The organism is Acidovorax sp. ACV02 (genome assembly GCF_014851475.1).
In the GTDB taxonomy this organism is placed as follows: Bacteria; Pseudomonadota; Gammaproteobacteria; order Burkholderiales; family Burkholderiaceae_C; genus Acidovorax; species Acidovorax delafieldii.
In genome coordinates, this window is the sequence record NZ_JACUZU010000002.1 from 41,662 (window position 1) to 64,434 (window position 22,773).

At 65.4% G+C, this 22,773-nt stretch carries 21 protein-coding genes; 8 read left to right on the forward strand and 13 right to left on the reverse strand.

Annotated features, from left to right (window positions below; translation table 11 throughout):
- Window positions 1-132 precede the first annotated feature (132 nt).
- From IB236_RS04115 to IB236_RS04150, 8 genes are all read right to left on the reverse strand, one after another.
- Window positions 133-885, reverse strand: coding sequence for a 5'-methylthioadenosine/adenosylhomocysteine nucleosidase (locus tag IB236_RS04115; protein WP_110960882.1), 753 nt, complete (start codon window positions 883-885; stop codon window positions 133-135).
- Window positions 886-1,003: 118 nt separating this feature from the next.
- Entirely contained in the window at window positions 1,004-2,683 is a 1,680-nt protein-coding gene (locus IB236_RS04120) for a long-chain-fatty-acid--CoA ligase (RefSeq protein WP_056068036.1), read from the reverse strand.
- A gap of 94 nt (window positions 2,684-2,777) precedes the next feature.
- Window positions 2,778-4,190, reverse strand: coding sequence for a Re/Si-specific NAD(P)(+) transhydrogenase subunit beta (pntB, locus tag IB236_RS04125; protein WP_099731870.1), 1,413 nt, complete (start codon window positions 4,188-4,190; stop codon window positions 2,778-2,780).
- Window positions 4,191-4,225: 35 nt separating this feature from the next.
- Window positions 4,226-5,824, reverse strand: coding sequence for a Re/Si-specific NAD(P)(+) transhydrogenase subunit alpha (locus tag IB236_RS04130; RefSeq protein ID WP_192419024.1), 1,599 nt, complete (start codon window positions 5,822-5,824; stop codon window positions 4,226-4,228).
- Between the two features lie 63 nt (window positions 5,825-5,887).
- Window positions 5,888-6,613, reverse strand: a complete 726-nt coding sequence (locus tag IB236_RS04135; RefSeq protein ID WP_192419026.1) for a hypothetical protein — start codon at window positions 6,611-6,613, stop codon at window positions 5,888-5,890.
- Between the two features lie 317 nt (window positions 6,614-6,930).
- A complete protein-coding gene (gene fba, locus IB236_RS04140) occupies window positions 6,931-7,995 on the reverse strand; it encodes a class II fructose-bisphosphate aldolase (RefSeq protein WP_192419028.1) in 1,065 nt (354 codons plus the stop codon).
- Between the two features lie 91 nt (window positions 7,996-8,086).
- On the reverse strand, window positions 8,087-9,478 hold the full coding sequence (locus tag IB236_RS04145) for a histidine kinase dimerization/phospho-acceptor domain-containing protein (RefSeq protein ID WP_192419030.1): 1,392 nt from the start codon (window positions 9,476-9,478) through the stop codon (window positions 8,087-8,089).
- Window positions 9,475-10,179, reverse strand: coding sequence for a response regulator transcription factor (locus tag IB236_RS04150; protein WP_056743258.1), 705 nt, complete (start codon window positions 10,177-10,179; stop codon window positions 9,475-9,477). The genes IB236_RS04145 and IB236_RS04150 overlap by 4 nt, the downstream gene beginning before the upstream one ends.
- 92 nt (window positions 10,180-10,271) lie before the next feature.
- On the opposite strand from IB236_RS04150, the gene IB236_RS04155 reads away from it, so the two are divergent.
- On the forward strand, window positions 10,272-11,033 hold the full coding sequence (locus IB236_RS04155) for a phosphatase PAP2 family protein (RefSeq protein WP_192419032.1): 762 nt from the start codon (window positions 10,272-10,274) through the stop codon (window positions 11,031-11,033).
- Complete coding sequence (locus IB236_RS04160; protein WP_192419034.1) at window positions 11,026-11,589, forward strand: phosphatase PAP2 family protein; 564 nt, start codon at window positions 11,026-11,028, stop codon at window positions 11,587-11,589. The genes IB236_RS04155 and IB236_RS04160 overlap by 8 nt, the downstream gene beginning before the upstream one ends.
- Before the next feature lie 73 nt (window positions 11,590-11,662).
- Here the strand turns inward: IB236_RS04160 and pyk are convergent, their stop codons facing one another.
- From pyk to IB236_RS04175, 3 genes are all read right to left on the reverse strand, one after another.
- Window positions 11,663-13,099, reverse strand: coding sequence for a pyruvate kinase (gene pyk, locus IB236_RS04165; RefSeq protein WP_056743254.1), 1,437 nt, complete (start codon window positions 13,097-13,099; stop codon window positions 11,663-11,665).
- Between the two features lie 108 nt (window positions 13,100-13,207).
- Entirely contained in the window at window positions 13,208-14,005 is a 798-nt protein-coding gene (locus IB236_RS04170) for a type II CAAX prenyl endopeptidase Rce1 family protein (protein ID WP_370539880.1), read from the reverse strand.
- A 2-nt stretch (window positions 14,006-14,007) separates the two neighbouring features.
- Window positions 14,008-15,405, reverse strand: a complete 1,398-nt coding sequence (locus IB236_RS04175) for an aminopeptidase P N-terminal domain-containing protein (RefSeq protein ID WP_192419038.1) — start codon at window positions 15,403-15,405, stop codon at window positions 14,008-14,010.
- 148 nt (window positions 15,406-15,553) lie between these two features.
- Here IB236_RS04175 and IB236_RS04180 point away from each other — a divergent pair, with 148 nt between their 5' ends.
- Genes IB236_RS04180 through IB236_RS04195 form a run of 4 tightly spaced genes read left to right on the forward strand, consistent with a single transcriptional unit; the run spans window position 15,554 to window position 19,133 of the window.
- Complete coding sequence (locus IB236_RS04180; RefSeq protein WP_192419039.1) at window positions 15,554-16,063, forward strand: hypothetical protein; 510 nt, start codon at window positions 15,554-15,556, stop codon at window positions 16,061-16,063.
- Between the two features lies 1 nt (window position 16,064).
- Window positions 16,065-16,736 (forward strand): PspA/IM30 family protein, encoded by a 672-nt coding sequence (locus IB236_RS04185; RefSeq protein WP_192419041.1) that lies wholly within the window; start codon window positions 16,065-16,067, stop codon window positions 16,734-16,736.
- Window positions 16,733-17,365: a YqiJ family protein gene (locus IB236_RS04190; RefSeq protein ID WP_192419043.1), complete on the forward strand. Its 633-nt coding sequence runs from the start codon at window positions 16,733-16,735 to the stop codon at window positions 17,363-17,365. Before IB236_RS04185 ends, IB236_RS04190 begins: the two co-directional genes overlap by 4 nt.
- A gap of 55 nt (window positions 17,366-17,420) precedes the next feature.
- On the forward strand, window positions 17,421-19,133 hold the full coding sequence (locus tag IB236_RS04195; RefSeq protein WP_192419045.1) for a flotillin family protein: 1,713 nt from the start codon (window positions 17,421-17,423) through the stop codon (window positions 19,131-19,133).
- 25 nt (window positions 19,134-19,158) lie between these two features.
- On the opposite strand, the gene IB236_RS04200 is transcribed toward IB236_RS04195, so the two are convergent.
- Window positions 19,159-19,932, reverse strand: coding sequence for a nucleotidyltransferase family protein (locus tag IB236_RS04200; protein WP_192419046.1), 774 nt, complete (start codon window positions 19,930-19,932; stop codon window positions 19,159-19,161).
- Window positions 19,929-20,321 (reverse strand): S-adenosylmethionine decarboxylase family protein, encoded by a 393-nt coding sequence (locus IB236_RS04205; RefSeq protein WP_192419048.1) that lies wholly within the window; start codon window positions 20,319-20,321, stop codon window positions 19,929-19,931. Before IB236_RS04205 ends, IB236_RS04200 begins: the two co-directional genes overlap by 4 nt.
- Before the next feature lie 156 nt (window positions 20,322-20,477).
- Between IB236_RS04205 and IB236_RS04210 the strand changes: the two genes are divergently transcribed.
- Together IB236_RS04210 and IB236_RS04215 are read left to right on the forward strand one after the other, a co-directional pair.
- Window positions 20,478-21,566 carry a hypothetical protein gene (locus tag IB236_RS04210; protein ID WP_192419050.1) on the forward strand — a complete coding sequence of 363 codons (1,089 nt, stop codon included), beginning with the start codon at window positions 20,478-20,480 and terminating at the stop codon, window positions 21,564-21,566.
- Between the two features lie 118 nt (window positions 21,567-21,684).
- A complete protein-coding gene (locus IB236_RS04215; RefSeq protein WP_225580969.1) occupies window positions 21,685-22,746 on the forward strand; it encodes an AraC family transcriptional regulator in 1,062 nt (353 codons plus the stop codon).
- Window positions 22,747-22,773: the final 27 nt, after the last annotated feature.

Consider the following 22,773-nt stretch of genomic DNA (forward strand, 5'->3'; position numbering starts at 1 on the left):
GGTGGCGCTGGTAGATACATTGCGCCGGTTTCAGCGCATCGTATCGAACGGCAAATGGGATGCGGTGGAGTGCTCTTTAGAGGGAAAATCTGCCGCAAGCGCTAGTGCAACATGCCTTAGCCGCTATCAATTTCATAGTTTCTGTAAAAACGACAGCACCATGTGCTCGGCATACCGGCTGGCCACGGTCTGCACGAATTGGGCGAAGTCGCCGTGTGCGTCGTCGTCGGCGCGGTCGGAGATGGTGCGCACCGCGGCAAAGGGCAGGCTGTAGTCATGGCACACCTGGGCGACGGCGGCACCCTCCATCTCCACGGCCAGCACATCGTGCCCGGCCGCGCGCAGGGCGGTGCACAGGCGCTCGGACTCTTGTGCGGTGGCCACAAAACGATCGCCGCTGGCCACCAGGCCCTGGTGCGCCCGATGGGCATCCCCATAGATATTTTTCAAGCCCCAGAGACCGCTTGCGCTAGTGACGCATAGGTTGGCAGCTTCCAAAAGCATAGCAGTCAGTGCCGGATCGCACGCTAGGCGGGTGCGTGCGTATCCCGGCAGCTCCCACCGAGGGAACAGCGGCGAGGCATCCATGTCGTGCTGCACATAGTCTTGCGCCACCACCACATCGCCCCGGTGAACCCCATCGCCGACACCACCCGCGACGCCCGTGAAGACGATGCGCGCTACCCCAAAATGTTCGATCAAGGCCGTGGCCGTGGTGGCAGCGGCCACCTTGCCGATGCCCGACAGCGCCAGCACCACCGGGCGGTCGTGCAGCTCTCCGCGCCAGAACGCGCGGCCGGCGTGCATCAGCCGCTGCGGGTGCGCCAGCTGTTGCACCAGCGAGCTCTGTTCTTCGGGCAGCGCGCTCAGAATGGCAGTGCTCATGCAAAAGTCCTTGGGGTCATGTCATGGGGCCACAAAACACCCACGCCAGCATCGCAGCGCGGTCGCAAAAAAAGGCGGCCGAAGCCGCCTGGGGATTGTGACGTGCCAGCAGGCCGAGTCACTTCTTGTCGCGCAGTTCGCGACGCAGGATTTTGCCCACGGGGGTCTTGGGCAGCTCGGTGCGGAACTCGATCACCTTGGGCTGCTTGTAACCCGTGAGCTCGTGGCGGCAGAACTCCTTGACCTGCGCTTCGGTGAGCGCCGGGTCCTTCTTCACGATCACAAGCTTCACGGCCTCGCCGGTCTTTTCGTCGGGCACGCCCACCACGGCGCATTCGAGCACGCCAGGGCAGTTGGCCACCACTTCTTCGACCTCGTTGGGGTACACGTTGAAGCCGCTGACCAGCACCATGTCCTTCTTGCGGTCCACGATCTTGAAGAAGCCGCGCGCATCCATCACGCCGATATCGCCCGACTTGAAGTAGCCGTCTTCGGTCATGACCTTGGCGGTTTCATCGGGGCGCTGCCAGTAGCCGGCCATCACCTGAGGGCCCTTGATGGCGATTTCGCCCGGCTCGCCCAGCGTGGTGACCTCGCGGCCTTCATCGTCCAGCAGCTTCATGGAGGTGCTGGGCAGCGGCACGCCGATGGTGCCGGTGTATTCGGTGCTGGTGGTGGGGTTGCAGCTGGCCGAAGGGCTGGTCTCCGAAAGGCCATACCCTTCGCAGATGGGGCAACCCGTCTTTTCGAGCCAGAGCTTGGCCACAGCGCCCTGCACCGCCATGCCGCCGCCCACCGAGACCTTGAGGTTCTTCCAGTTGACAGTGTTGAAATCGGGGTGGTTGGCCAGGCCGTTGAACAGCGTGTTGACCGCCGGGAAGCTGTGGAAGGTGTGCTTGGACAGCTCCTTGAGCACCGCAGGCAGGTCGCGCGGGTTGGGGATCAGGATGGTCTTGCCGCCCGTGCGCATGCTCAGCATCATGTTCACGGTGAACGCGAAGATGTGATACAGCGGCAGCGCGCAGATGCTGGTGGGCTGCTCACCTGCGGGCACCTTCTTCATCACGGGCTCGTTCCAGGCCTCGGACTGCAGCACGTTGGCGATCACGTTGCGGTGCAGCAGCACCGCGCCCTTGCTCACCCCCGTGGTGCCGCCGGTGTACTGCAGCAGCGCGATGTCGTCCGGCTTGATGTCGGGCTTCTTGAGCGTGCCGCGTGTGCCCTGCGCCACGGCGTCGTTGAAGCGCACCGCACCCGGCAGGTTGTAGGCGGGCACCATCTTCTTGACGTTGCGCACCACGTAGTTGACCAGGGTCCCTTTGAGCAGACCGAGCTGGTCGCCCATGGCGCACAGCACTACATGCTTGACGGGCGTGTGCGCAATGCACTGCTCCAGCGTGGTGGCGAAGTTCTCGATGATGACGATGGCCTTGGCGCCCGAATCCTTGAGTTGGTGCTCCAGCTCGCGCGGCGTGTACAGCGGGTTCACGTTGACGACCACGAAGCCCGCGCGCAGCACGGCCGCCACGGTCACGGGGTACTGGGGCACGTTGGGCATCATGATGGCCACGCGGTCGCCCTTGACCAGCCCCAGGCCCTGCAGATAGGCCGCAAACGCGCTGGAGAGCGAATCGGTCTGGGCGTAGGTCACGTCCTTGCCCATGAAGCTGTAGGCCACGCGGTTGGCGTACTTCTTGAACGCCTCGTCCATCAGCGCCACAAGGGAGCTGTACTGCGTGGTGTCGATGTCTGCGGGAACACCTTGTGGATAGGCGGCCAGCCACGGGCGGTCGGTCATTGGGATTGTCTCCTGGTAGGTTTTATGGGGGTCCTGCAAGCACGCCGATGTTTTTCAGCACGATCGTGCTTTTATTGTGGAGGAATTATGCCCGTCAGCTCTTGAGCGCGGTCAGTACCTCATCCAGCATTTTCTTGGCATCGCCAAACAGCATGCGGTTGTTGTCCTTGTAGAACAAGGGGTTGTCCACTCCGGCATAGCCCGAGGCCATCGAGCGCTTCATCACGATGGAGGTCTTGGCCTTCCACACTTCGAGCACCGGCATGCCAGCGATGGGGCTGGACGGATCGTCCAGCGCGCTGGGGTTCACGATGTCGTTGGCGCCAATGACCATGGCCACGTCGGCATCGGGGAAGTCCTCGTTGATCTCGTCCATCTCCATCACGATGTCGTAGGGCACCTTGGCCTCGGCCAGCAGCACGTTCATGTGGCCGGGCATGCGGCCCGCCACGGGGTGGATGGCAAAGCGCACATCCACGCCCTTCTCGCGCAGGGTCTTGGTGATCTCGTACACCGTGTGCTGCGCCTGGGCTACGGCCATGCCGTAACCGGGCACGATGATGACGCTCTTGGCGTCGCGCAGCAGCTCGGCCGTCTCAGCGGAGCTGACGGGTACGGCCTCGCCCTGCGGCTCGGCAGCTTCGCCCTTTTTGGCGGGCGTGCCCGCGCCCGAACCAAAGCCCCCCGCAATCACGCTGATGAAATTGCGGTTCATCGCATTGCACATGATGTAGGACAGGATGGCGCCCGAAGAACCCACGAGCGCGCCGGTCACGATGAGCAGGTCGTTGGACAGCATGAAGCCCGTGGCCGCCGCCGCCCAGCCCGAGTAGCTGTTGAGCATGGACACCACCACCGGCATGTCGGCACCACCAATGGCCATGACCATGTGGATGCCGAACAGCAGCGCGATCACCGTCATCACCATGAGCGGCACCATGCCTTGCTCGACGGTCTCGGCGCGCAGGAACTCACGGCCAAACCAGATCACGATCAGCAGCGCGGCCAGGTTGAGCCAGTGGCGGCCGGGCAGCAGCAGCGGCTTGCCGCCGATCTTGCCGTTGAGCTTGCCAAAGGCAATCAGCGAGCCGCTGAACGTGACGGCACCAATCAGGATGCCCACATAAATCTCCACCTCGTGGATGATCTTCTCGGCACCCTGCAGCTGAATCGAGGTATCGACATAGCTGGCAAACCCCACCAGGCAAGCCGCAAGGCCCACCAGGCTGTGCATGAGCGCGACCAGTTCGGGCATCTGGGTCATCTTGACGACCTTGGCCGCATACAGGCCGATGCCGCCGCCAATGACCAGAGCGCCGACGATCCAGGCCACACCTGCGGGGCTCACGCGCGGGCCGAACACCGTGGCCAGCACGGCCAGCGCCATGCCGACCATGCCGAACAGGTTGCCCCGGCGCGAGGTTTCAGGGTTGGAGAGCCCACCCAGGCTCAGGATGAACAAAATGGCCGCGCCCAGGTAGGCCACGGTAGCGAGACTTTGGGACATGTTCTGTGCTCCTCGTTGTTCTTGTCGTTATCGGATTACTTGCGGAACATGGCGAGCATGCGGCGCGTGACCGCAAAGCCGCCGAACATGTTGATGGCCGTGAGCACCAGGGCCGCAAAGGCCAGCCACAGGATCAGCCCGTCCGGGCGCCCGTTGATGCCCGCATCGGGCGGCGCAATCTGCACCAGCGCGCCGATGGCGATGATGCTGGAGATGGCGTTGGTCACGCTCATCAGCGGCGTGTGCAGTGCGGGTGTAACGTTCCACACCACCATGTAGCCGATGAAGCAAGCCAGCACGAACACCGTGAAGTGCCCCAGGAAGGCCACGGGCGCGTAGGCACCGATGGCCCAGAACAGCACAGCCAGCACGGCAAAAACGATGGTCAGCGTCTTGGCGGACATGGGTGCGCCTGTGCCGTGGCTCGATTTCTTCTCGGCCACCGGGGCGGCCGCCTTGGGCACGGGTGCCAGCGCCTGCTTGAGCGGCGGCGCAGGCCAGGTGATCGAGCCTTCCTTGACCACAGTGAGGCCGCGGATCGCGTCGTCCTCCATGTTGACCACGGCCACGCCGTCCTTGGCCTTGCACAGCTCTTCCGTCAGGCGCAACAGGTTGGTGGCGTACAGCGTGGAAGACTGCTTGGCCAGGCGCGAGGCCAGGTCGGTGTAGCCGACGATGGTCACACCATGGCGCACCACGGCCTGGCCGGGCACGGTCAGCTCGCAGTTGCCGCCCTGCTCGGCCGCCATGTCCACGATCACGCTGCCGGGCTTCATGCTCTGCACCATCTCGGCGGTGATGAGCTTGGGCGCGGGCTTGCCCGGGATCAGCGCGGTAGTGATGATGATGTCGGCGTCCTTGGCCTGCTCGGCGTACATCTTGCGCTGCGCAGCCTGAAAGCCCTCGCTCATGACCTTGGCATAGCCGCCGCCGCCCGAGCCTTCTTCCTCGTAGTCCACCTTGACGAACTCGCCGCCCAGTGACTTGACCTGGTCGGCCACCTCGGCACGGGTGTCATTGGCGCGCACGATGGCGCCCAGGTTGGCTGCGGTGCCAATAGCGGCAAGACCGGCCACGCCAGCGCCTGCAATGAACACCTTGGCGGGCGGCACTTTGCCTGCGGCCGTGATCTGGCCGTTGAAGAAGCGGCCGAAGGCATTGGCCGCCTCGATGACGGCGCGGTAGCCGCTGACGCCTGCGGTAGAAGTGAGCGCGTCCATCTTCTGGGCGCGCGAGAGCGTGCGCGGCAGGCAGTCGATGGCCAGCACCGTCGCCTTGCGGGCCGCCAGCTGCTGCATCAGTTCGGGGTTCTGGGCGGGCCAGATGAAGTCGATGAGCGTCGTGCCCTCGCGCACAAGCGCCACTTCATCGCTGCTGGGCGGGCGGACCTTGAAGACGATATCGGATGCAGCCCACAGCGCGGCAGCGTCGCCCACGATCTCGGCGCCCGCAGCGCGGTAGGCGTCGTCACTGAAGTTGGCGGCATCCCCTGCCCCCGACTCCACCGTGACAGTGAAGCCCAGCTTAATCAGCTTCTCCACCACATCGGGCACGGTGGCCACGCGCTTTTCACCGGGAAAGGTTTCCCTTGGCACGCCGATACGCTGCGGCTGCGGGACGGGGCTTGTCTGCATCAGAGGTCTCCTCGAGTTTCGTAATCGTTATGCAAGGCCGCCAGGCAGGGGAGGACTGGCGCGCTAGGGTTTGGATGTGGGCGCAGGGAACGGGAAGGGCGGAATGGCCAGGTGGCCGTCCACCATGCCGGAGCTCAGGCGCACGGCCTGGGCCAGGTCATAGGCCCACTGCTGTGCGGGCCGGCCCGCCACCAGGAATTCTTCGTTGTTGCGCGGACGGGAGCTCAACAACCGCTGATCGACCAAGGCATCCACCACCACCCAGACACCCGCTTCAGTGACGTAACCATAGGCAACATGGGAATAGGGTGCTTTCAACGCGATCTGGCGGCTGGCCATCCATTGAACGAGGTCGGGCCGGTTCTTTTCAAGCCACTTGGGGCTGCTCGCCCAAAGCTTGAAGCGCAGGCAATCGGCCCGCACAGGGCTGCCATTGGCGGAATCCTTCACCATGACGTCCTGTTGCGCCGGGCAATACCCCACCCCTTGCGGAGACCCAAGCAGGTCGCTGGTGCGGTTGGTCTGCACGCGCAGCGCAGCCAGCCATTCGCCTTGCGCACCACGCAGCCCCACGTCACGTGTTTGAAGTGAGGTACGGCCTCCAGAACCCGCAACGGCTTCCTCCGAAGTGCCCAGGTCCTGCCAGGCCCCCGCCGGCAGTACAAGGCGGGCACGCCCGACTGGATATTCGGACTTGGGAGGAACAGTCAGGGGCGCGCACGCCACAGTGAACACCGTCACAGCCAACACAGGCAACAGCCGCCGGAACTTTGAAATGGTCAGAGTCATAGTGAAAGGTTCATACGAATTCGCCTTCAATCATCCCACGGCACCCAAGTCCGTCCCTCGACGGCTTCTGCCATGCAACAACCAGCTCGGTGTAGCTGGTGAAAAATGTGTTGAAAGCGCCCTGGTATCGGACACTTCTTGCGGCGCTGCCGGTGGGCAAGCTGACCGCGAGCTTACATGAAGAAAATCTTGTCGCTGTCGCCTTTGTCTGCAGTAGAGGGAACTCCCCAGTCTCCCTCCGCAAACAGGCAAAAAAAAGCCTGGCAGCACAAAGCAGCCAGGCTGGGCAGCGGCCCCGCAGGGCCTGGTGCCAACGATCAGTTCACCACTTGGGCCAGCGCACCCGAGGCGTACTGGGCGGCCACGGCCTGCAGGCTCAGGCCCTTGATCTTGCTGCCCTGGCCTTCGCAGCCGAACTCCAGGTAACGCTGCTTGCACACCTGCTTGGCCGCTTCGCGGGCGGGCTTGAGCCATTCGCGGGCGTCGAACTTGTCGGGGTTTTCAGCCAGGAACTTGCGCACCGCGCCCGTCATCGCCAGGCGGATGTCGGTGTCGATGTTGATCTTGCGCACGCCGTGCTTGATGGCTTCCTGGATTTCCTCGACGGGCACGCCGTAGGTTTCCTTCATCTTGCCGCCGTACTGGTTGATGATGGCCAGCAACTCGGCAGGCACCGACGAGGAGCCATGCATCACCAGGTGGGTGTTGGGGATGCGCTGGTGGATTTCCTTCACGCGGCTGATGGCCAGTATGTCGCCCGTGGGCTTGCGGCTGAACTTGTAGGCGCCATGGCTGGTGCCGATGGCAATGGCCAGGGCGTCCAGCTGGGTGGCCTTCACAAACACGGCGGCTTCTTCGGGATCGGTCAGCATCTGGCTGTGGTCGAGCTTGCCGACGGCACCAATGCCGTCTTCTTCGCCCGCGTCCCCGGTTTCGAGGTTGCCCAGGCAGCCCAGTTCGCCTTCGACCGTAACGCCCACCTTGTGCGCCATGTCCACCACCTTGCGCGTCACTTCAACGTTGTAGTCGAAGGACGAAGGGGTCTTGCCGTCTTCCATCAGCGAGCCGTCCATCATCACCGATCCAAAGCCCAGGTCGATGGCACCCTGGCAAATCTTGGGCGAGGTGCCGTGGTCCTGGTGCATCACCAGCGGGATGTGGGGGAAGGCCTCGACCGCCGCCTGGATCAGGTGCTTGATGAAGGGCTCGCCCGCGTACTTGCGTGCGCCAGCGCTGGCCTGCAGGATGACGGGAGCGCCCACTTCGTCCGCAGCAGCCATCACGGCCTGCACCTGCTCCAGGTTGTTGACGTTGAAGGCAGGGATGCCATAGCTGTTGACAGCGGCATGGTCGAGCAGTTCGCGCATCGAAACGAGGGGCATGGTCGTGGGGTCCGTGGTGGGTTGAAGAAGGAGGGCGCGAGGCGCTGTAGCACCTGGCAATGCGGCGGTAACCGCTTGGTAACTCGTAATTTTAACCGGGGGAAAATACGGTGGGCGATGGCAAATCCAACCGGTAGCAGGTGGTAAACGGCGCCGGTGCAGGTGCTGCGCCAAAGTGCCCCCCGTGGATGTCCGCCACGCGGCGCAGGATTTCATGCCCCAGATGCAGGCTGTCCACCGGCACCGCTGCTGTGCGACCCGCCCCGCTCCCCACCTGGTGGCGTGCCCCGTCGTCACACACCTGCAGCCACGCGCCACCAGCGTCGGCGGAGCCCAGTTGGACCGCAATCTGCGTGCCTTCGGGCGTGTGCTTGAGCGCGTTTTCCACCAGATTGCGCACTGCGATGTCCAGCAACACCGCATGGCCGGGCACGGTGAGCGCGGGCGGGGCCGACAGGGCCAGGTCGTCGCCGCGTTTCCACGCCGCCTGGGCATAGTCGGCGCACACCGACCGCGCCAGTGCGCTCAGGTCCACAGGCGCCTTGGCTTCGTGCAGCTCGGCCCGGCTGGCGCGTGCCAGGGCCAGCAGCTGGTTGAGAACGTGACCCGCACGCAGAGCATCCTGGCCGATGCGCGCCAGCGACTGGGCCCGGGCCTCTTCCGTCAGCTCCCCCGCCAGGGCGCTGGCCTGCAGCGCGATGGAGGACAGCGGGGTGCGCAATTCATGGGCCACCTCATTGGCCAGGCGGCGCTCGCGCACCATGGCGACCTGCTGGCGGTCCAGCAAGGTATTGATCGATGCCACGACCGACTCGAACTCGCTCCAGGCATGGCGCGATGCCAGCCGCTGCGTACTGGTCGGGTCCAGCGCTGCCACGTCGGCCGACAGCGCGTACAAAGGCCGCAAGCCGCGCCACAGCGCGAGCCCCAGAGCCAGAGACACCACAGGCAGCAACCACAGACCAGGCTCGATGAGCTGTCCGGCAATGTCATCCGCCAGCTCGTCCCGCTCGCGCAGCTCCAGCATCACCATGATCTTGCGGGTGCGCTCCGCATCCCATTGCGAGAAGCTGCGCCAGGCCACCTTGTCCGGGCCCAGCGTGAGGTCGGCAAACCCCTCGGCATCGCTGAAAGGCGGCTCGGGCACCGAACCCGTGAGGGATAGCACCCGCCCCTGCGCATCCCACTGCACCACGCTGATGGTCTGCTGGTAATCGTGCGATTTGAGCCAGGGCGTGGGGGTGCGCTCGGTCCGCTGTGGGCCTTGCATCGCCTCGGTGGCACGCAGGTTGAGCAGCAGCGCGGCCACGCTCGCCAGGTGTCCATCGGTCAGCTCGTCGGCCTCATGCACACCGGTCTGGTAGCCAATGAAGACGAAGCTGCCCCAGACAACGGCCAGAGCCCCCAGCGACCATAGCAACAGTTGCCGGGTCAGCGATGGGCGACGCGCTGGCGCCGGGCGAGGAGCGGTGGGTGCGTTCACGCCGGCTTCTCCTGCGGCATGAAATAACCCACCCCGCGCATGGTCTGGATACAGGCACTGCCCAGCTTGCGGCGCAGGTGGTGGATGTGGACCTCGACCGCATTGCTCTCCACAGCGGCATCCCAGCTGTACAGGCGTTCCTCGATCTGCTGTCGCGACAGCACCCGCCCCCGCGCCTCCAGCAGCACCAACAACACGGAAAACTCGCGCGGAGACATTTCCACGGGTTTGCCTTGCTGGCGCACCGTGCGGGTCGCAGGGTCCAGCTCGATATCGCCCAGACGGATGGTGGGCGACGTCCGTCCCGCCGCGCGCCGCAGCAGCGCCCGCAAACGCGCGTCCAACTCATCCACATCAAAGGGCTTGGTCAGGTAGTCATCGGCGCCCTGGTCCAGCCCCGCGATGCGCTGATGCACCTGGTCACGCGCGGTGACGATGAGGACCGGCGTAGCAGGGTCCGGCAGAGCTGCCGATGCAGCCCCGGTGGCGGGCGGGCTCAGGCGCAGACGCCGTAGCAGTTCGCTACCGTCACCGTCCACCAACCCCAGGTCCAGCAGCACAGCGTCAAAACGCTCGGCGCGCAGGGCACTCCAGGCACTGGCGACGCCGTCACTGACATCCACCGCATAGCCGCGTTGCTGCAGATTGCTGCGCAGGCCACTGGCTATGCCCGCATCGTCTTCGACCACGAGTATTCGCATGCAGGCATTGTCGCAGCCCATCGGACAGGGGCGAGACAAGGGCGGCACCGGCTTTAAGACGGCGTTAAGTACGCCCGCCTATCTTCCGGCACATGCAGCCTTCGCCCGTCACGCCCTCCATCGCGCCCATCACACCCCACGCCCCCTCTCACCGCCACACGCTGCTTTTCTGGACCCTGGGCGCTCTGGCCTGTGTGGTGGCCTGGGATGCCGCAGGGCAGGACTTGGCGTTTGCGCAGGTGTTTGGATCGTCCAACGGGTTTCCGATGCGGGACCAGTGGCTTTTTGTGCAGGTGCTGCATGAAGGCGCCCGCCGTCTGGGCTGGCTGCTGGTGCTCCTGCTGGCGCTGAGCGTGTGGTGGCCGCGCGGCTTTCTGCGCAAGCTGGACGCCAGCGAGCGCCTGCAGATGGCCGTGAGCGCTCTGCTCTCGCTGGCCGTGGTCAGCATCACCAAGAACCTCAGCGCCACCAGTTGCCCGTGGGACCTCGCGCAGTTTGGCGGCGTAGCGCGCCATGTGTCGCACTGGGCGCTGGGCGTGCTCGATGGCGGCAGCGGCCGCTGTTTTCCGGCGGGCCATGCGTCGGCCGGATTCGCCTTTTTGGGAGGCTACTTCGCATTGCGCCACAAGCTACCGTCGGCCGCACGCTGGTGGTTGGCGGGTGCGTTGCTGGCGGGGTTCGTCTTGGGTGCAGCCCAGCAGGTGCGGGGCGCCCATTTCATGAGCCACACACTGTGGACGGGCTGGCTGTGCTGGGTCACCGGCTGGCTTTGCGACCTGGCGGCCACGGCTCTGCGTCCACGCTTCCCGCATTTCGCCAGCACCACCACGCCACCGGACAGCTCCCATGCTTGAACTCGATCTGGCCCTGTTTCAGGCCCTCAATGCCGACGCCGCGACCTTGCCTGCCGTGGTGACGATGGCGCGGTGGGTGTCACAGCAACTACCCACCGCCATGGGCGGCCTGCTGCTCGGCAGCTTTGTGCTGGGCAACGCAGCGCAGCGGCGCGCCCTGGCGCTGGCGCTCGCGTCCATGGCCCTGGCGTGGGTAGGAGTACAGCTGTTGCGACTGGCGGTGCCGGCGCCGCGGCCTGCGCAGCTGGGCATTGGCGTCCAGTGGATCGAGCACGCCGCGCGCGCAGGCTTTCCCAGCATGCATGTGGCGGGAGCCGCCGCGCTGGCGGCCAGTCTTGCCCTGCGGCCGGTTCGCGGGCTGACCTGGCTGGCCGCAGCGGTCACAGCCGCCATGGTGTGGAGCCGCGTCTGCCTGGGAGTGCACTTCCCGTCTGATGTGCTGGCGGGCCTGGTCACCGGGGGGCTGGCAGCGGCGGCCATCCACGCACTGGCCGCGCGCGCACCGCGCTGGCAAGCAGCCCTGCAGCACAAGTCGCCACAAGGCAACGCGCACTGACCGCCGCCCAGCGCCGCCGGACTCCTGCCCGGGACTCTGCCCCGCAGCGGTGAGGGTGCAACCCCTCGATCGGTCAGCTGGCCACGCAGATCTTCAGCATGTTCGTGCCGCCAGGTGCGCCCATGGGCTCACCGCAGGTGATGGCGTACACGTCGCCCTTTTGCACGATGTTACGGCTCTTGAGGTGGCGCTCTGCCTGATCCAGCGCGGTGTCGCGGTCGGCACTGGTGTCCATCAGCAAAGGGCGCACGTTGCGGTACATGGCCATCTTGCGTTGCGTGGCCACCTTGGGGGTGAGCGCATAGATGGGAATGCGGATGCTGTGCCGGCTCATCCACAGCGCCGTCGCGCCACTGTCGGTCATGGCGACAATGGCCTTGGCGCCCAGGTGGTGGGCCGTGAACAACGCGCCCATGGCAATGGACTGGTCGATGCGGCCAAAGGTCTGGCCGGTGAAGTCGGCATCGAGCTGGTGGTCTTCCGCCGCTTCGGCCGCGGCGCAGATGGTGGCCATCTCTTCCACGGTCTCGAGCGGGTAGCGGCCTGCGGCCGTCTCGGCACTCAGCATCACGGCGTCGGTGCCATCCAGCACGGCGTTGGCCACGTCACTCACCTCGGCGCGCGTGGGCACGGGGTTGGTGATCATGCTTTCCATCATCTGCGTGGCGGTGATCACGACCTTGTCCAGCTCGCGCGCCATGCGAATCATCTTCTTTTGCAGCGCGGGCACGGCCGCGTTGCCCACTTCCACGGCCAGGTCGCCACGCGCCACCATAATGCCGTCGGAGACGCGCAAGATGGCCTCCAGGTGCGGGATGGCCTCGGCGCGTTCGATCTTGGCGATCAGGCCCGGCTTATGGCGGTACTCGGAAGCAGCCACATTGCACAGCTGGCGCGCCATTTCCATGTCGGTCGCGTTCTTGGGAAAGCTCACCGCTACATAGTCGGCCTGGAAGCTCATTGCCGTGCGGATGTCTTCCATGTCCTTGGCCGTCAAGGCCGGTGCCGTGAGGCCGCCGCCCTTCTTGTTGATGCCCTTGTTGTTCGACAGCTCGCCGCCCACCTTGACGGTGGTGTGTACTTCTTCACCGCGCACCGCATCCACGGTGAGCACGATCAGGCCATCGTTGAGCAGCAGCAGGTCACCCGCTTTCACGTCACGCGGCAACTCCTTGTAGTCCAGCCCCACGCCTTCGATGTCGCCCAGCTCGGTGCGCGAGGCGTCGAGCACGAATTTGGCACCCGATTCCAGCTGCACCTTGCCTTCGGCAAACTTGCCCACACGGATCTTGGGCCCCTGCAGGTCGGCCATGATGGCCACCTCGCGGCCTGCGCGCTGGGCGGCGGCACGCACGGTGGCGGCGCGGTCGATGTGGTCCTGCGCCTTGCCGTGGCTGAAGTTCAGCCGCACCACGTTCACACCCGCTCGGATCATCGCCTCCAGAAGTGCCGGGTCGCTCGATGCAGGACCCAGGGTGGCAACAATCTTGGTGGCGCGGCGGGTAGGCATGGACATGTCTCTTTTCTCTCGGTCGTTGAGGATGTAATCGAGTTTCAATTCTCACACGAAGCGGTTACATGCGAGTTACCCCGTGCAGCGGCTCCGCGACTCAGCCTCTCAAAGCAGCGGAGATGACAGCAGATGTGCCAGCACGTGCGCAATGATCGCCGCCTCCAGGCCGTGGCGCGCATAGAGCCAGCCCGCCACCAGACCAAAGGCCGTGTTGCCCACCAGCACGAACACCACCACGGGCACGGTCAACACCCCGGCCAGCGCCTGCGCGGCAGGCAGATGCCCCACAGCAAACAACACAGCGCTGAGCACCACCGCCGCAGCCACCAGCCCCTTGCCGGGCCGCCCCTGACCGCGCTGAAGCAAGCGCCAGCCCAGCCACAGCAGCAGGGTCATCACACCCCAGCGCACCAGCAGCTCTTCGGTGATGCCGCCATACAGCAGCTTGACCGCCAATGGCATGGCACTGGCAGGATCGGAGGGCTGCAGCGCCGTGGGCGCCAGCCGGGACAGCACCCATAGCCACGCAGCGCCCGCCACACCACCGCAGACTCCGGGCAGGAGTTGGCCCCGCAGCGCGGGCCCTACGGGCCGGCTGGCCAGCCAGGAAGACATGGCGGGCGCCTGCAGGCCCACGCGAGGCGCCAGCCAGACCCCGAGCGCCACGGCCAGCGCCAGGAGCACCGCCGTCTGCAACCCGCTGAGCACCAGCACGACCTCCGGTGGCAGCGGCAGCAGGGCTTCATTGGCCTTCAGGGTGGGCAGCAGCGCCCAGACCACCGCCACCACGCCGGGCATGCCCAGCAGCCACAGCGCACCGCCCAGCCGCCACTTGTCGGGTTGCGCCGGAGCGCGAGCCGCGTCTGCCCCGGCAGTGTTGTCCACGGCCATGGTTTTGCCCACGCTCAGGCGCGCATCAGCGCTTCGATCTCGTCGGCCTTCACCGGGACACCGCGCGTGATCAGCTCACAACCCGTCTCGGTGACGATGGCATCGTCTTCGATGCGGATGCCGATGTTGTGGAACTGCTCGGGCACGCCGTCGGCGGGGCGCACGTAGATGCCGGGCTCGATGGTCAGCACCATGCCGGGCCGCAGGATGCGGCTGGGGCGATTGGTGATCGTTTCGCCCGAGAGAGGGTCTTTGCGTTCGCTGGTCTGACCCACCTCGCCGGGCTCCACATAGCTGCCGCAGTCGTGCACGTCCATGCCCAGCCAGTGGCTGGTGCGGTGCATGTAGAACTGGAAGTAGGCGCGCTTGTCGATCACGTCCTGTGCAGTGCCCGCCTTGTTCTTGTCGAGCAGGCCCAGGTCCAGCATGCCCTGCGCCAGCACGGCCACCGTGGCGTCGTGCGGGTCGTTGAAGCGCGCACCCGCCTTGGTGGCAGCCACGGCCGCGTCCTGGCTGGCCAGCACCAGGTCGTACAGCGCGCGCTGCGGGCCCGTGAACTTGCCGTTGGCGGGAAAGGTGCGGGTGATGTCGCTGGCGTAGCTGTCCAGCTCGCAGCCCGCGTCGATCAGCACGAGCTCACCATCGCGCACCGGGGCCGCATCGGCGCGGTAGTGCAGCACGCAGGCGTTCGCGCCCGCCGCCACGATGGAGCTGTAGGCCGGGTACTGCGAGCCCGCATCGCGGAACGCATGCAGCAGTTCGGCATCCAGGTGGTATTCACGCACATCCTCCCCGGCGCGCAGCATGCGGGCCGAGCGCTGCATGGCGCGGATGTGAGCCCGCGCACTGATGGCGCTGGCACGGCGCATGATGTCCTGCTCGTGCGCGTCCTTGAACAGGCGCATCTCATCAAGCAAAGTGCACAAATCGTTCTGCTTGGCGGGACAGATGGCGCCGTAGCGCACGCGCCCCCGCACCACATTGAGCCAGCCCTCCACGCGCGCGGCCAAGCCGCTGTGCGTGGCAAACGGGTACCAGACGCAGGCCGTGTTTTCGAGCAGGCGCGGCAGTTTGCTGTCCAGTTCGGCCATCGAATGCGCAGCGTCCACGCCCAAGGCCGCAAGCGCAGCAGCCGGGCCCAGGCGGTAGCCGTCCCAGATCTCACGCTCCAGGTCCTTGGGCTGGCAGAACAGCGTACTTCGGCCATCGTGCGCCAGCACCAGGCAGGCGCCAGGCTCGGTAAAGCCTGTCAGGTAATAGAAGTAGCTGTCGTGGCGGAACAGAAAGTCGCTGTCCCTGTTGCGCGGGCGCTCCAGCGCCGTAGGAATGATGGCAATGCCCCCGGGGCCCAACTGGGCAGCAAGGCGCGCACGGCGCTGGACATAAATGGATTGCGAGGACGTTGAGCTCATCCGCTATTTTTATCGCGAATCCATGGCCAGACACTGGGCAGTGACATCCTGTGACCCAACAATTCCAGAAAATCTACTGCGCCAATGGCTTGTTGACAAACGTATTCATATGAATACCATCGCATTCATCACCATCTGAGGTTCACACATGTCTGTCACGCCCACCACGATGGAGCCCCTCTCCGCCCGGATACCGAGCGATCTCTACCTTTGGCTGGCCCAGCTGCAAGTCGAAGGCGCCACGACCAACAGCGACAAACTACGTGTGTTGCTGGGCCAACTCAAGCGCCACCATGACGGTGCGCTGGACTATGTCGCTGCACATGCCTGGGCGCGGGACATTACGGGGCGGCTGCGCGAATCGTTGGTGCGCACCGAAGGTCAGACGGGGCGGCATTCCGACGTGCTCAACGCCATGCTGGACCACGTCACCACCTGCCTGGCGATCATTGTGAGCAACGCCCCCGCCTCCGAGCAAGAGGCCGCCCGGCTGGAAGACCTGCTGGTGCGCCGGGGCTTCGCGCTCAGTGAGATGCTGCTGCGCCAGGCGACCACGAGCCAGGCCAGCGCCTACGATCCGGCCGTCGTGCAGCGGCATGCGACTGCGACACTGGAGCTGGCCCACACCATTCACCCCCCTGTTTCAAAAGGAGCCTGAGATGGCAGATTCCCTGAAGACCCGCGTTGGACGCGTGATCACCGGCAGCGTCCACGCACTGGTGGACCACCTGGAGAACCAGGCCCCCGTGGCCGTGATGGAGCAGTCGCTGCGCGAGGCCAATGCCGTCATCGACGATGTCCGCCACGAACTGGGCCTGGCCAGCGCCAACCGGCATCTGGCCCAGCAGCAACACGCCAATCTCAATGGCCAGCACGGCAAGCTCGGCGAGCAGATCGAGCAGGCCCTGGCCGCCGGCCGCGAGGACCTGGCGCGCGCCGCGGTGGCTCGCCAGCTCGACATCGAGGCGCAGATCCCGGTGCTGGAGACCACGCTGGCAGAGCTGGCGCGGCAGGAGAGCGAGCTCACCGGCTACGTGGCCGCGCTGCTGGCCAAGCAGCGCGAGATGACGGAAGCGCTCGAAGCCTTCCGCAAGAGTCGCGCCAGCGCCGTGCCATCCGCTGCTGTGCAGCCCGGCAGTACCAACCCGGCGCAGCGCATGGAGGCCGTGGCTGGCGCGTTCGACCGCGTCTACGCCCGCCAGACCGGCCTGTCGGGCACGGACCGCAGCAACACGCTCGACCAAGCCGCCAAGCTCAAGGAGCTCGATGACCTGGTGCGTGACAACAAGATCGCCGAGCGCATGGCACAACTGAGGGCAGTCAAGCCGTGATCGTTGGCCTGTTCACCGCCCCGGAGACCTGGCCCTTCGGCGTGGCCTTTGCGCTCATCGTCGGCATTGCGCTGATCGAGGGCCTGGGCATGCTGATCTCGCTGAGCCCCAGCAACTGGATCGACGACCTGCTGCCCGACGTGCACGGAGAAAGCGGCCTGGACCGGGTGCTCGGCTGGCTGCACCTGGGCAAGGTGCCTTCGCTGGTGCTGATGGTGCTGTTCCTCGCGGGCTACGCCGTGTTCGGCTACAGCCTGCAGAAGGTCGCGCACGGCCTGCTGGGCTTTTACCTGCCGGTGTGGGTTGCAGGCCTTGCGGCCGTGGCCCCGGGCATGGCCACGGTGCGCAGCCTGGGGGCGCTCGTCGCCCACATCATCCCGCGCGACGAGACCTCGGCCGTGAGCGAGATGTCGCTCATCGGCCGCCCGGGCGTCGTCTCTGCGGGCGCCGCGCGCCGGGGCCTGGCCGCGCAGGCCCGCGTGCGTGACACACACGGTCGCACCCACTACCTGATGGTGGAGCCCGATGTGGATGACGAGATCTTCGACGAAGGCGCGCAGATCCTCATCGTGCGCAAGGTGGGCGCCTTCTACCGCTGCATCGCCAACCCGCATCCCGCGCTGATGTAGGCCCCCATTGCCACACCCCCATCCAACAGACAACCAAAGAGGGAGAACCTAGAAAATGACCAACCTGATCGAAATGGGCACCATCGCGGGCATTGCCCTGCTGGCCCTGCTGACCATTGGCATCGTGTTTTCGCGCCTTTACAAGCGCTCCACCAAGGAAACCGCCTTCGTCCGCACGGGTCTGGGCGGCCAGAAGGTGATCATGGATGGCGGCGCCATCCTGCTGCCGGTGTTCCACGAGCGCGTGCTGGTGAACATGAACACCTTGAAGCTTGAGGTAGTGCGCCGCGCCAAGGAAAGCCTTATCACCAAGGACCGCATGCGGGTAGACGTGACAGCCGCCTTCTTCGTCCGCGTCAAGCAAACCGAAGAGGCCGTGAGCATCGCCGCCCAGACGCTGGGCGCGCGCACTATGAGTCCCGAGGAGCTCAAGGCTCTGGTGGAAGACAAGTTCGTCGACTCGCTGCGCGCCACCGCGGCCACCATGACCATCCAGGAGCTGCAAGACAAGCGCCGCGACTTCGTGCAGGCCGTGCAGAACGCCGTAGCCGAAGACCTGGAGAAGAACGGCCTGGAGCTTGAATCCGTCTCGCTGACCAGCCTGGATCAGACCGAAAAGCAGTTCTTCAACCCCAACAATGCCTTCGACGCCGAGGGCCTGACGCGCCTGACCGAGCAGACCGAAGCGCGCCGCAAGCAGCGCAACGACGTGGAGCAGGACACCGAGGTGCAGGTGCGCACCAAGGACCTGGAAGCCACGCGCCAGAAGCTCACCATTGAGAAGGACCAGGAGTTCGCCTCGCTGTCGCAAAAACGCGAGATCGAAAACTCCCGCGCCGAGCAGGCCGCCCTCATTGCCACGCAACAGGCCGAGCGCAACCGCGAGGCGGAGGCCGCCAAGATCGAAGCCGAGCGCCAGGTGAGCCAAAAGCGCATCGAGGCCGAGCGCGAGATCAAGGCTGCCGAGATCGAAAAGAACCTGGTCATCCAGACGCGTGAGATCGAACTGGAGCGCCACACTGAGACCAAGCGCGCCGAGCAGCGCAAGCAGGTGGAAATCGCCCGTCAGGACACGCAGATCGCCATTGCCACCAAGTCGCGCGAACAGTCGGATGCGGACGCCGCTGCCAACCTGGCACGCGCTGAGGCTGTGAAGGCCGAAGAAGCCGTAAACACCGCACGCCAGGTGGCCGTCGCCGAGCGCGACAAGAGCATCCAGTTGATCGAGGCCTCTAAGGACGCCGAGCAGAACGCCATCGCGATCCGGGTCTCCGCATCGGCTGAAAAGGAAGCCGCCCTCGACCGTGCCGAGGCCATCACCATCGAAGCCCGTGCCCGCCAAGCCGCGGCTCTGGCCGAGGCAGAAGGCAAGCGAGCGCTGAACGAGGCCCTCAACACCTTGTCAGCCGCGCAGGTGGACCTGCAGGTGCGCAGTCTGCTGCTGCAGCAACTGCCCCAAATCATCGAACAGGCCGTGCGTCCCATGGAGAAGATCGACTCGATCCGCATCGTGCAGGTGGGCGGCATGCCCGGCAGCCAAGGTAGCCAGAGCACAATGGCAGGCGGCAACGGTGTGCAGGGTACCTTCCCGGAGCAGGTCATGAACTCGGCCCTGCAATACCAGATCGCCAAGCCCATCGTAGATGCTGTGATGAAGGATGCGGGCCTTTCCAACGAAGGTATCACCAGCATGGCGCAGAGCCTGGCGGGCATGCTGGGCGGGCAGCCGACAGCCGTACCGACGCCAGCCGCCCAGCCTGCGGATTGAAGATCAGAAGATGAGCAGCCCGGCCTCAGCCGGGTTGGTTCAGTTGCGCCAGCCGCTCGGGCGTGCCCACATCAGTCCAGCGGCCGGTGTAGAGCTGCGCACTGACGCGGCCATTGTCCATCGCCCGGCGCAGCAGCGGCGCCAGCGGGGCTTTGATGCCGCCCGGATTGCCAGGCGGAATGTCACACCAGGGCCCTGCAAACAGCTCGGCGCGCAGCAGCGCGATGGTGCTGTAGGTGTAACGCGGTGCAGGGTCGTCGGCGGGCAGGTTCAGCGCCAGGCCGTCGGCCGACAGGCCAAAGTCGCCACGCGGGTTGTGGGTGGGGTTGGGCACCAGCCACAGGTGGGCCAGGTGGTCGCTGGCCTCGAAGGCCGCCACCGCTGCGCTGTCGAACACGAAATCGGGCGCAAACACATCGCCTGCGGCCAGCCAGAACACCGGGCCGAGCTGCGGCAATGCACGGGCGATACCGCCAGCGGTTTCCAGCGCGCCGCCAAAGTCCACCCCTTCGTGGGAGTATGAAATTGATAGCTTCCCAGGCATATTATTCCTGCGCTTGGAGGCAAAAATGCTGGAAAAATGCGCGCTGATCTGTCCACCCAGCCATGCGGTGTTGACCACCGCCCGCTCCACACCTGCGTCCAGCAAAGCCTGCAGGTGCCACTGCAGCAGTGGCTGGCCCTGCACCTGCAGCAGCGGCTTGGGCATGCTGTCGGTCAACGGGCGCATGCGCTCGCCCCGGCCTGCGGCCAGCAGCAATGCGGGGACTTGGGAAGATACGTGTACCCCAGGATTCATGGCGTACGTTCTTGCACAACGGCGCCGCGCTGCAGCGCGTGGCGCTCGGCGGCAACAGGGTCAAAAAGTGCCAGCAAAGCATTCATCAGCGCATGCGCTTTTCCCGAGTGGTCCGCACCAAAATTGCAGACATAGACGTCGAGGGTGACCGCCCGCCGCTCCGGCCAAGTGTGGACACACAAGTGGGACTCTGCCAATAACACCGTGGCAGTGACTCCTCCAGGCCCATGCCCCGTGGAAGGAAACGCATGAACAAGCTGGGCGACCGCCTGCAGCCCCGATGCCTGCACCGCCACGGTGCAGGCGCGGCCCAGTGCGTCCGCGTCCAGCAGCCAGTGGGGCGCGCATCGGCAGCCATGAAGATCGGCAGTGAGGTGCAATCCGTGCATGGGGGTGCACTGTAGTGCATCGGCGGGCGGGTCGCGGCCGGCTTGGCGCAAGCGCGCAACCGCACAAAGAGCTTCAATTTTCTGCCAACCGGATCGCGCCAACCGTTTTCGTGCTGCCGATAATGCCCGCTTAGCCTTTGCACAGATCCCAACCCAATGCGCCCGCAGGCCATCAGCACTCCCAAAACCGTCGCCTCGCAGCAGCGGCTCTGGCAACAGCTCGACATGCTCTGCGACCTGGGCCTAGGGCTTGCGCCGGTCGCACCTGACGTCTGCGCGGTGTTGCGCACGCTGGTCGGAGCCGACGCCGCAGCGCTTTTCTGGCTGGACGAAGACGGCCTTCCTGCAGGGTTTCACCACGAGGACTCACCCGCATCCACGCAGGATCTGTTTCTCAACGAATACCTGCGTCTGTTTAACGGCCCCGGGGAAACGAACGTGCTGGAACTTGCCAAGACCGACGGCCCTCGGGTCGGTCGACTCCTGGCCCCGGGGGCAAGGTACTTTCGGTCCAACAGCTACAACCTTCTGGTGCGCGCCAGCGGCCACCAACATACGCTGGATCTTCGCGTCGAGGTGGAGGGCCGCACACGCGCCATTGCGGCGCTGTTTCTGGAGCCTGGCCCCGGTTTTAGCGATGCCCAGGCCAGGATGCTGGAGCGTGCCTGCATCAGCCTGTCACGGGCTTTTAAGCCCACCTCGCTCATCACCCGCTGGGAAACCGGGCGGTTCGGTGCCACAGGCCATATCCTCCTGGATGCTGCCGATCAGCGCCCCCTGCTGATGGATGCGGCCGCCACCGAGCTGCTGCGTCAAGCCAACCTGGCCGGACTCGGCGTGCGCGATGACTCGCGATCAAGCCGGCCGCAAAACTTGCCGCAGGATCTGTTGCAGCGTTTGGGCTTGCCACAGGAGGGCACATCGCGCGTGCCCGTTCCACATGGCTGGCTGGTGGCCAAAGCGCACGAACTGCACTCTCTGGCAGGGGGGCCCGGCCAGGTCATGCTGACGCTTCAACTGGAGCACTCCCGCTGCATTGATGTGGTGCGTCGCGTCCTTGCTTTGCCACTCAGTCCGTTGCAACGCGAAATCGCACTATTGGCGGGTATCGGCCACGCGCGCAGCGAGTGCATGGAACGTACAGGCGTAGGCGCGGCAGCGCTCAAGAAGCATCTGCGGGCCATCTTCGAAGTCACCGGCGCCGCCGACTGGGAGAGCCTGGGCCGGATTCTGCAGCAGCACTAGCAGCAGTTGGGTCGCAACGCCATTCCCCCCCGGGGGACTGGTACACACCGCCACCGCCCCACACAATCGCGCTCCCTGGGGTGCATGCACGCACCCAATCCTATTCAATGGAGCCCCCATGAGAGATGCCGCATGGCCCCTTCAGGCGCGTGCAGAATCCCCCGCCCCCATCGTCGGCAATCCGACCCACAACGTCACCGACCAGACACGCCCAGCCTTGGCGCCCACGAACCGATCCCATGAGGCGATGGTCAACAGCCTCACGTTCGAACCCTTTCTGCATTTTCAGTTTCAATGTGACTCGCCTCTTCACGTGGAGATCACCAGCCGCAGCCGCTCGCCGCTGTACATCGTGGGTAGCGAGGGTTGCCGGCTGTGTTGGGAGAACAACGCCCCGCTGGCCCTGAATGCGGGAGACGTCGTGTTTTTGCCGCACGCAGGGCGCCACCGCATCTATACCGATGAGCGTGCACCACTGCAGCAATTTTCTGACCTGGTGGGCCAGGGTTTAAAGCGACGCGGCAAATCCTTTGACATCGTGATGGGGCACGCGGCGAACGCACCACCATCGGCGGACGAGCGCTGGAGCGGCAGTTTCTACTGGCGCTCTGATCTCTCAGCCCATCCACTGATGGCCTCGTTGCCGCCCGTCCTCGTATTGGCAAAGGCGGATGCGATGACCTGGCTCCCCACCATGACGCAACTGGTCGCATGGATGGCCGACATTCGGGGAGGTGGCAATGGCGTCGGGGTCACGCATGTCATGAATTCACTCATGCAGCGGCTGGTGCTCGCGTGGTTGAACGATCCTCGGCGTGCAGTGCAGAGCCCGGCCAAAGACGTCACCCCCCTGCGGGACGAGCGCCTTCTGGTCGCGCTGGAGAGCATCCATACCCGCTGCGCCCAGCCCTGGACAGCCAGCTCGCTGGCCGCGCTGTGCCACATGAGCAGAACGCAGTTCACCCAGCGATTTCAGGCGCAGACGGGGCTTCCGCCCATGCGCTACCTGGCGCGGTGGCGACTGCACCTGGCGGAGCGCTTGCTCAAAGAGCAGCGCCTCACCTTGCAGCAAGTGGCCGATGCCGTGGGGTATTCCACAGGCGCGATCCTCGCGCGCGCCTACAAGCGAGAGCGCGGTGTCACGCCCTGTGCCGACGCCCCACCGAACAGCCGGCTGTGAATTTGCGCTGAACGGCTGTCGCCGCCA

Excerpts from the sequence above, each read along its gene's own strand:
- IB236_RS04115 (WP_110960882.1), bottom strand. The coding sequence starts at position 885 with ATGAGCACTGCCATTCTGAGCGCGCTGCCCGAAGAACAGAGCTCGCTG.
- IB236_RS04120 (WP_056068036.1), bottom strand. The coding sequence starts at position 2,683 with ATGACCGACCGCCCGTGGCTGGCCGCCTATCCACAAGGTGTTCCCGCA.
- pntB (WP_099731870.1), bottom strand. The coding sequence starts at position 4,190 with ATGTCCCAAAGTCTCGCTACCGTGGCCTACCTGGGCGCGGCCATTTTG.
- IB236_RS04130 (WP_192419024.1), bottom strand. The coding sequence starts at position 5,824 with ATGCAGACAAGCCCCGTCCCGCAGCCGCAGCGTATCGGCGTGCCAAGG.
- IB236_RS04135 (WP_192419026.1), bottom strand. The coding sequence starts at position 6,613 with ATGACTCTGACCATTTCAAAGTTCCGGCGGCTGTTGCCTGTGTTGGCT.
- fba (WP_192419028.1), bottom strand. The coding sequence starts at position 7,995 with ATGCCCCTCGTTTCGATGCGCGAACTGCTCGACCATGCCGCTGTCAAC.
- IB236_RS04150 (WP_056743258.1), bottom strand. The coding sequence starts at position 10,179 with ATGCGAATACTCGTGGTCGAAGACGATGCGGGCATAGCCAGTGGCCTG.
- IB236_RS04155 (WP_192419032.1), top strand. The coding sequence starts at position 10,272 with ATGCAGCCTTCGCCCGTCACGCCCTCCATCGCGCCCATCACACCCCAC.
- IB236_RS04160 (WP_192419034.1), top strand. The coding sequence starts at position 11,026 with ATGCTTGAACTCGATCTGGCCCTGTTTCAGGCCCTCAATGCCGACGCC.
- pyk (WP_056743254.1), bottom strand. The coding sequence starts at position 13,099 with ATGCCTACCCGCCGCGCCACCAAGATTGTTGCCACCCTGGGTCCTGCA.
- IB236_RS04175 (WP_192419038.1), bottom strand. The coding sequence starts at position 15,405 with ATGAGCTCAACGTCCTCGCAATCCATTTATGTCCAGCGCCGTGCGCGC.
- IB236_RS04180 (WP_192419039.1), top strand. The coding sequence starts at position 15,554 with ATGTCTGTCACGCCCACCACGATGGAGCCCCTCTCCGCCCGGATACCG.
- IB236_RS04185 (WP_192419041.1), top strand. The coding sequence starts at position 16,065 with ATGGCAGATTCCCTGAAGACCCGCGTTGGACGCGTGATCACCGGCAGC.
- IB236_RS04195 (WP_192419045.1), top strand. The coding sequence starts at position 17,421 with ATGACCAACCTGATCGAAATGGGCACCATCGCGGGCATTGCCCTGCTG.
- IB236_RS04200 (WP_192419046.1), bottom strand. The coding sequence starts at position 19,932 with ATGAATCCTGGGGTACACGTATCTTCCCAAGTCCCCGCATTGCTGCTG.
- IB236_RS04205 (WP_192419048.1), bottom strand. The coding sequence starts at position 20,321 with ATGCACGGATTGCACCTCACTGCCGATCTTCATGGCTGCCGATGCGCG.
- IB236_RS04210 (WP_192419050.1), top strand. The coding sequence starts at position 20,478 with ATGCGCCCGCAGGCCATCAGCACTCCCAAAACCGTCGCCTCGCAGCAG.
- IB236_RS04215 (WP_225580969.1), top strand. The coding sequence starts at position 21,685 with ATGAGAGATGCCGCATGGCCCCTTCAGGCGCGTGCAGAATCCCCCGCC.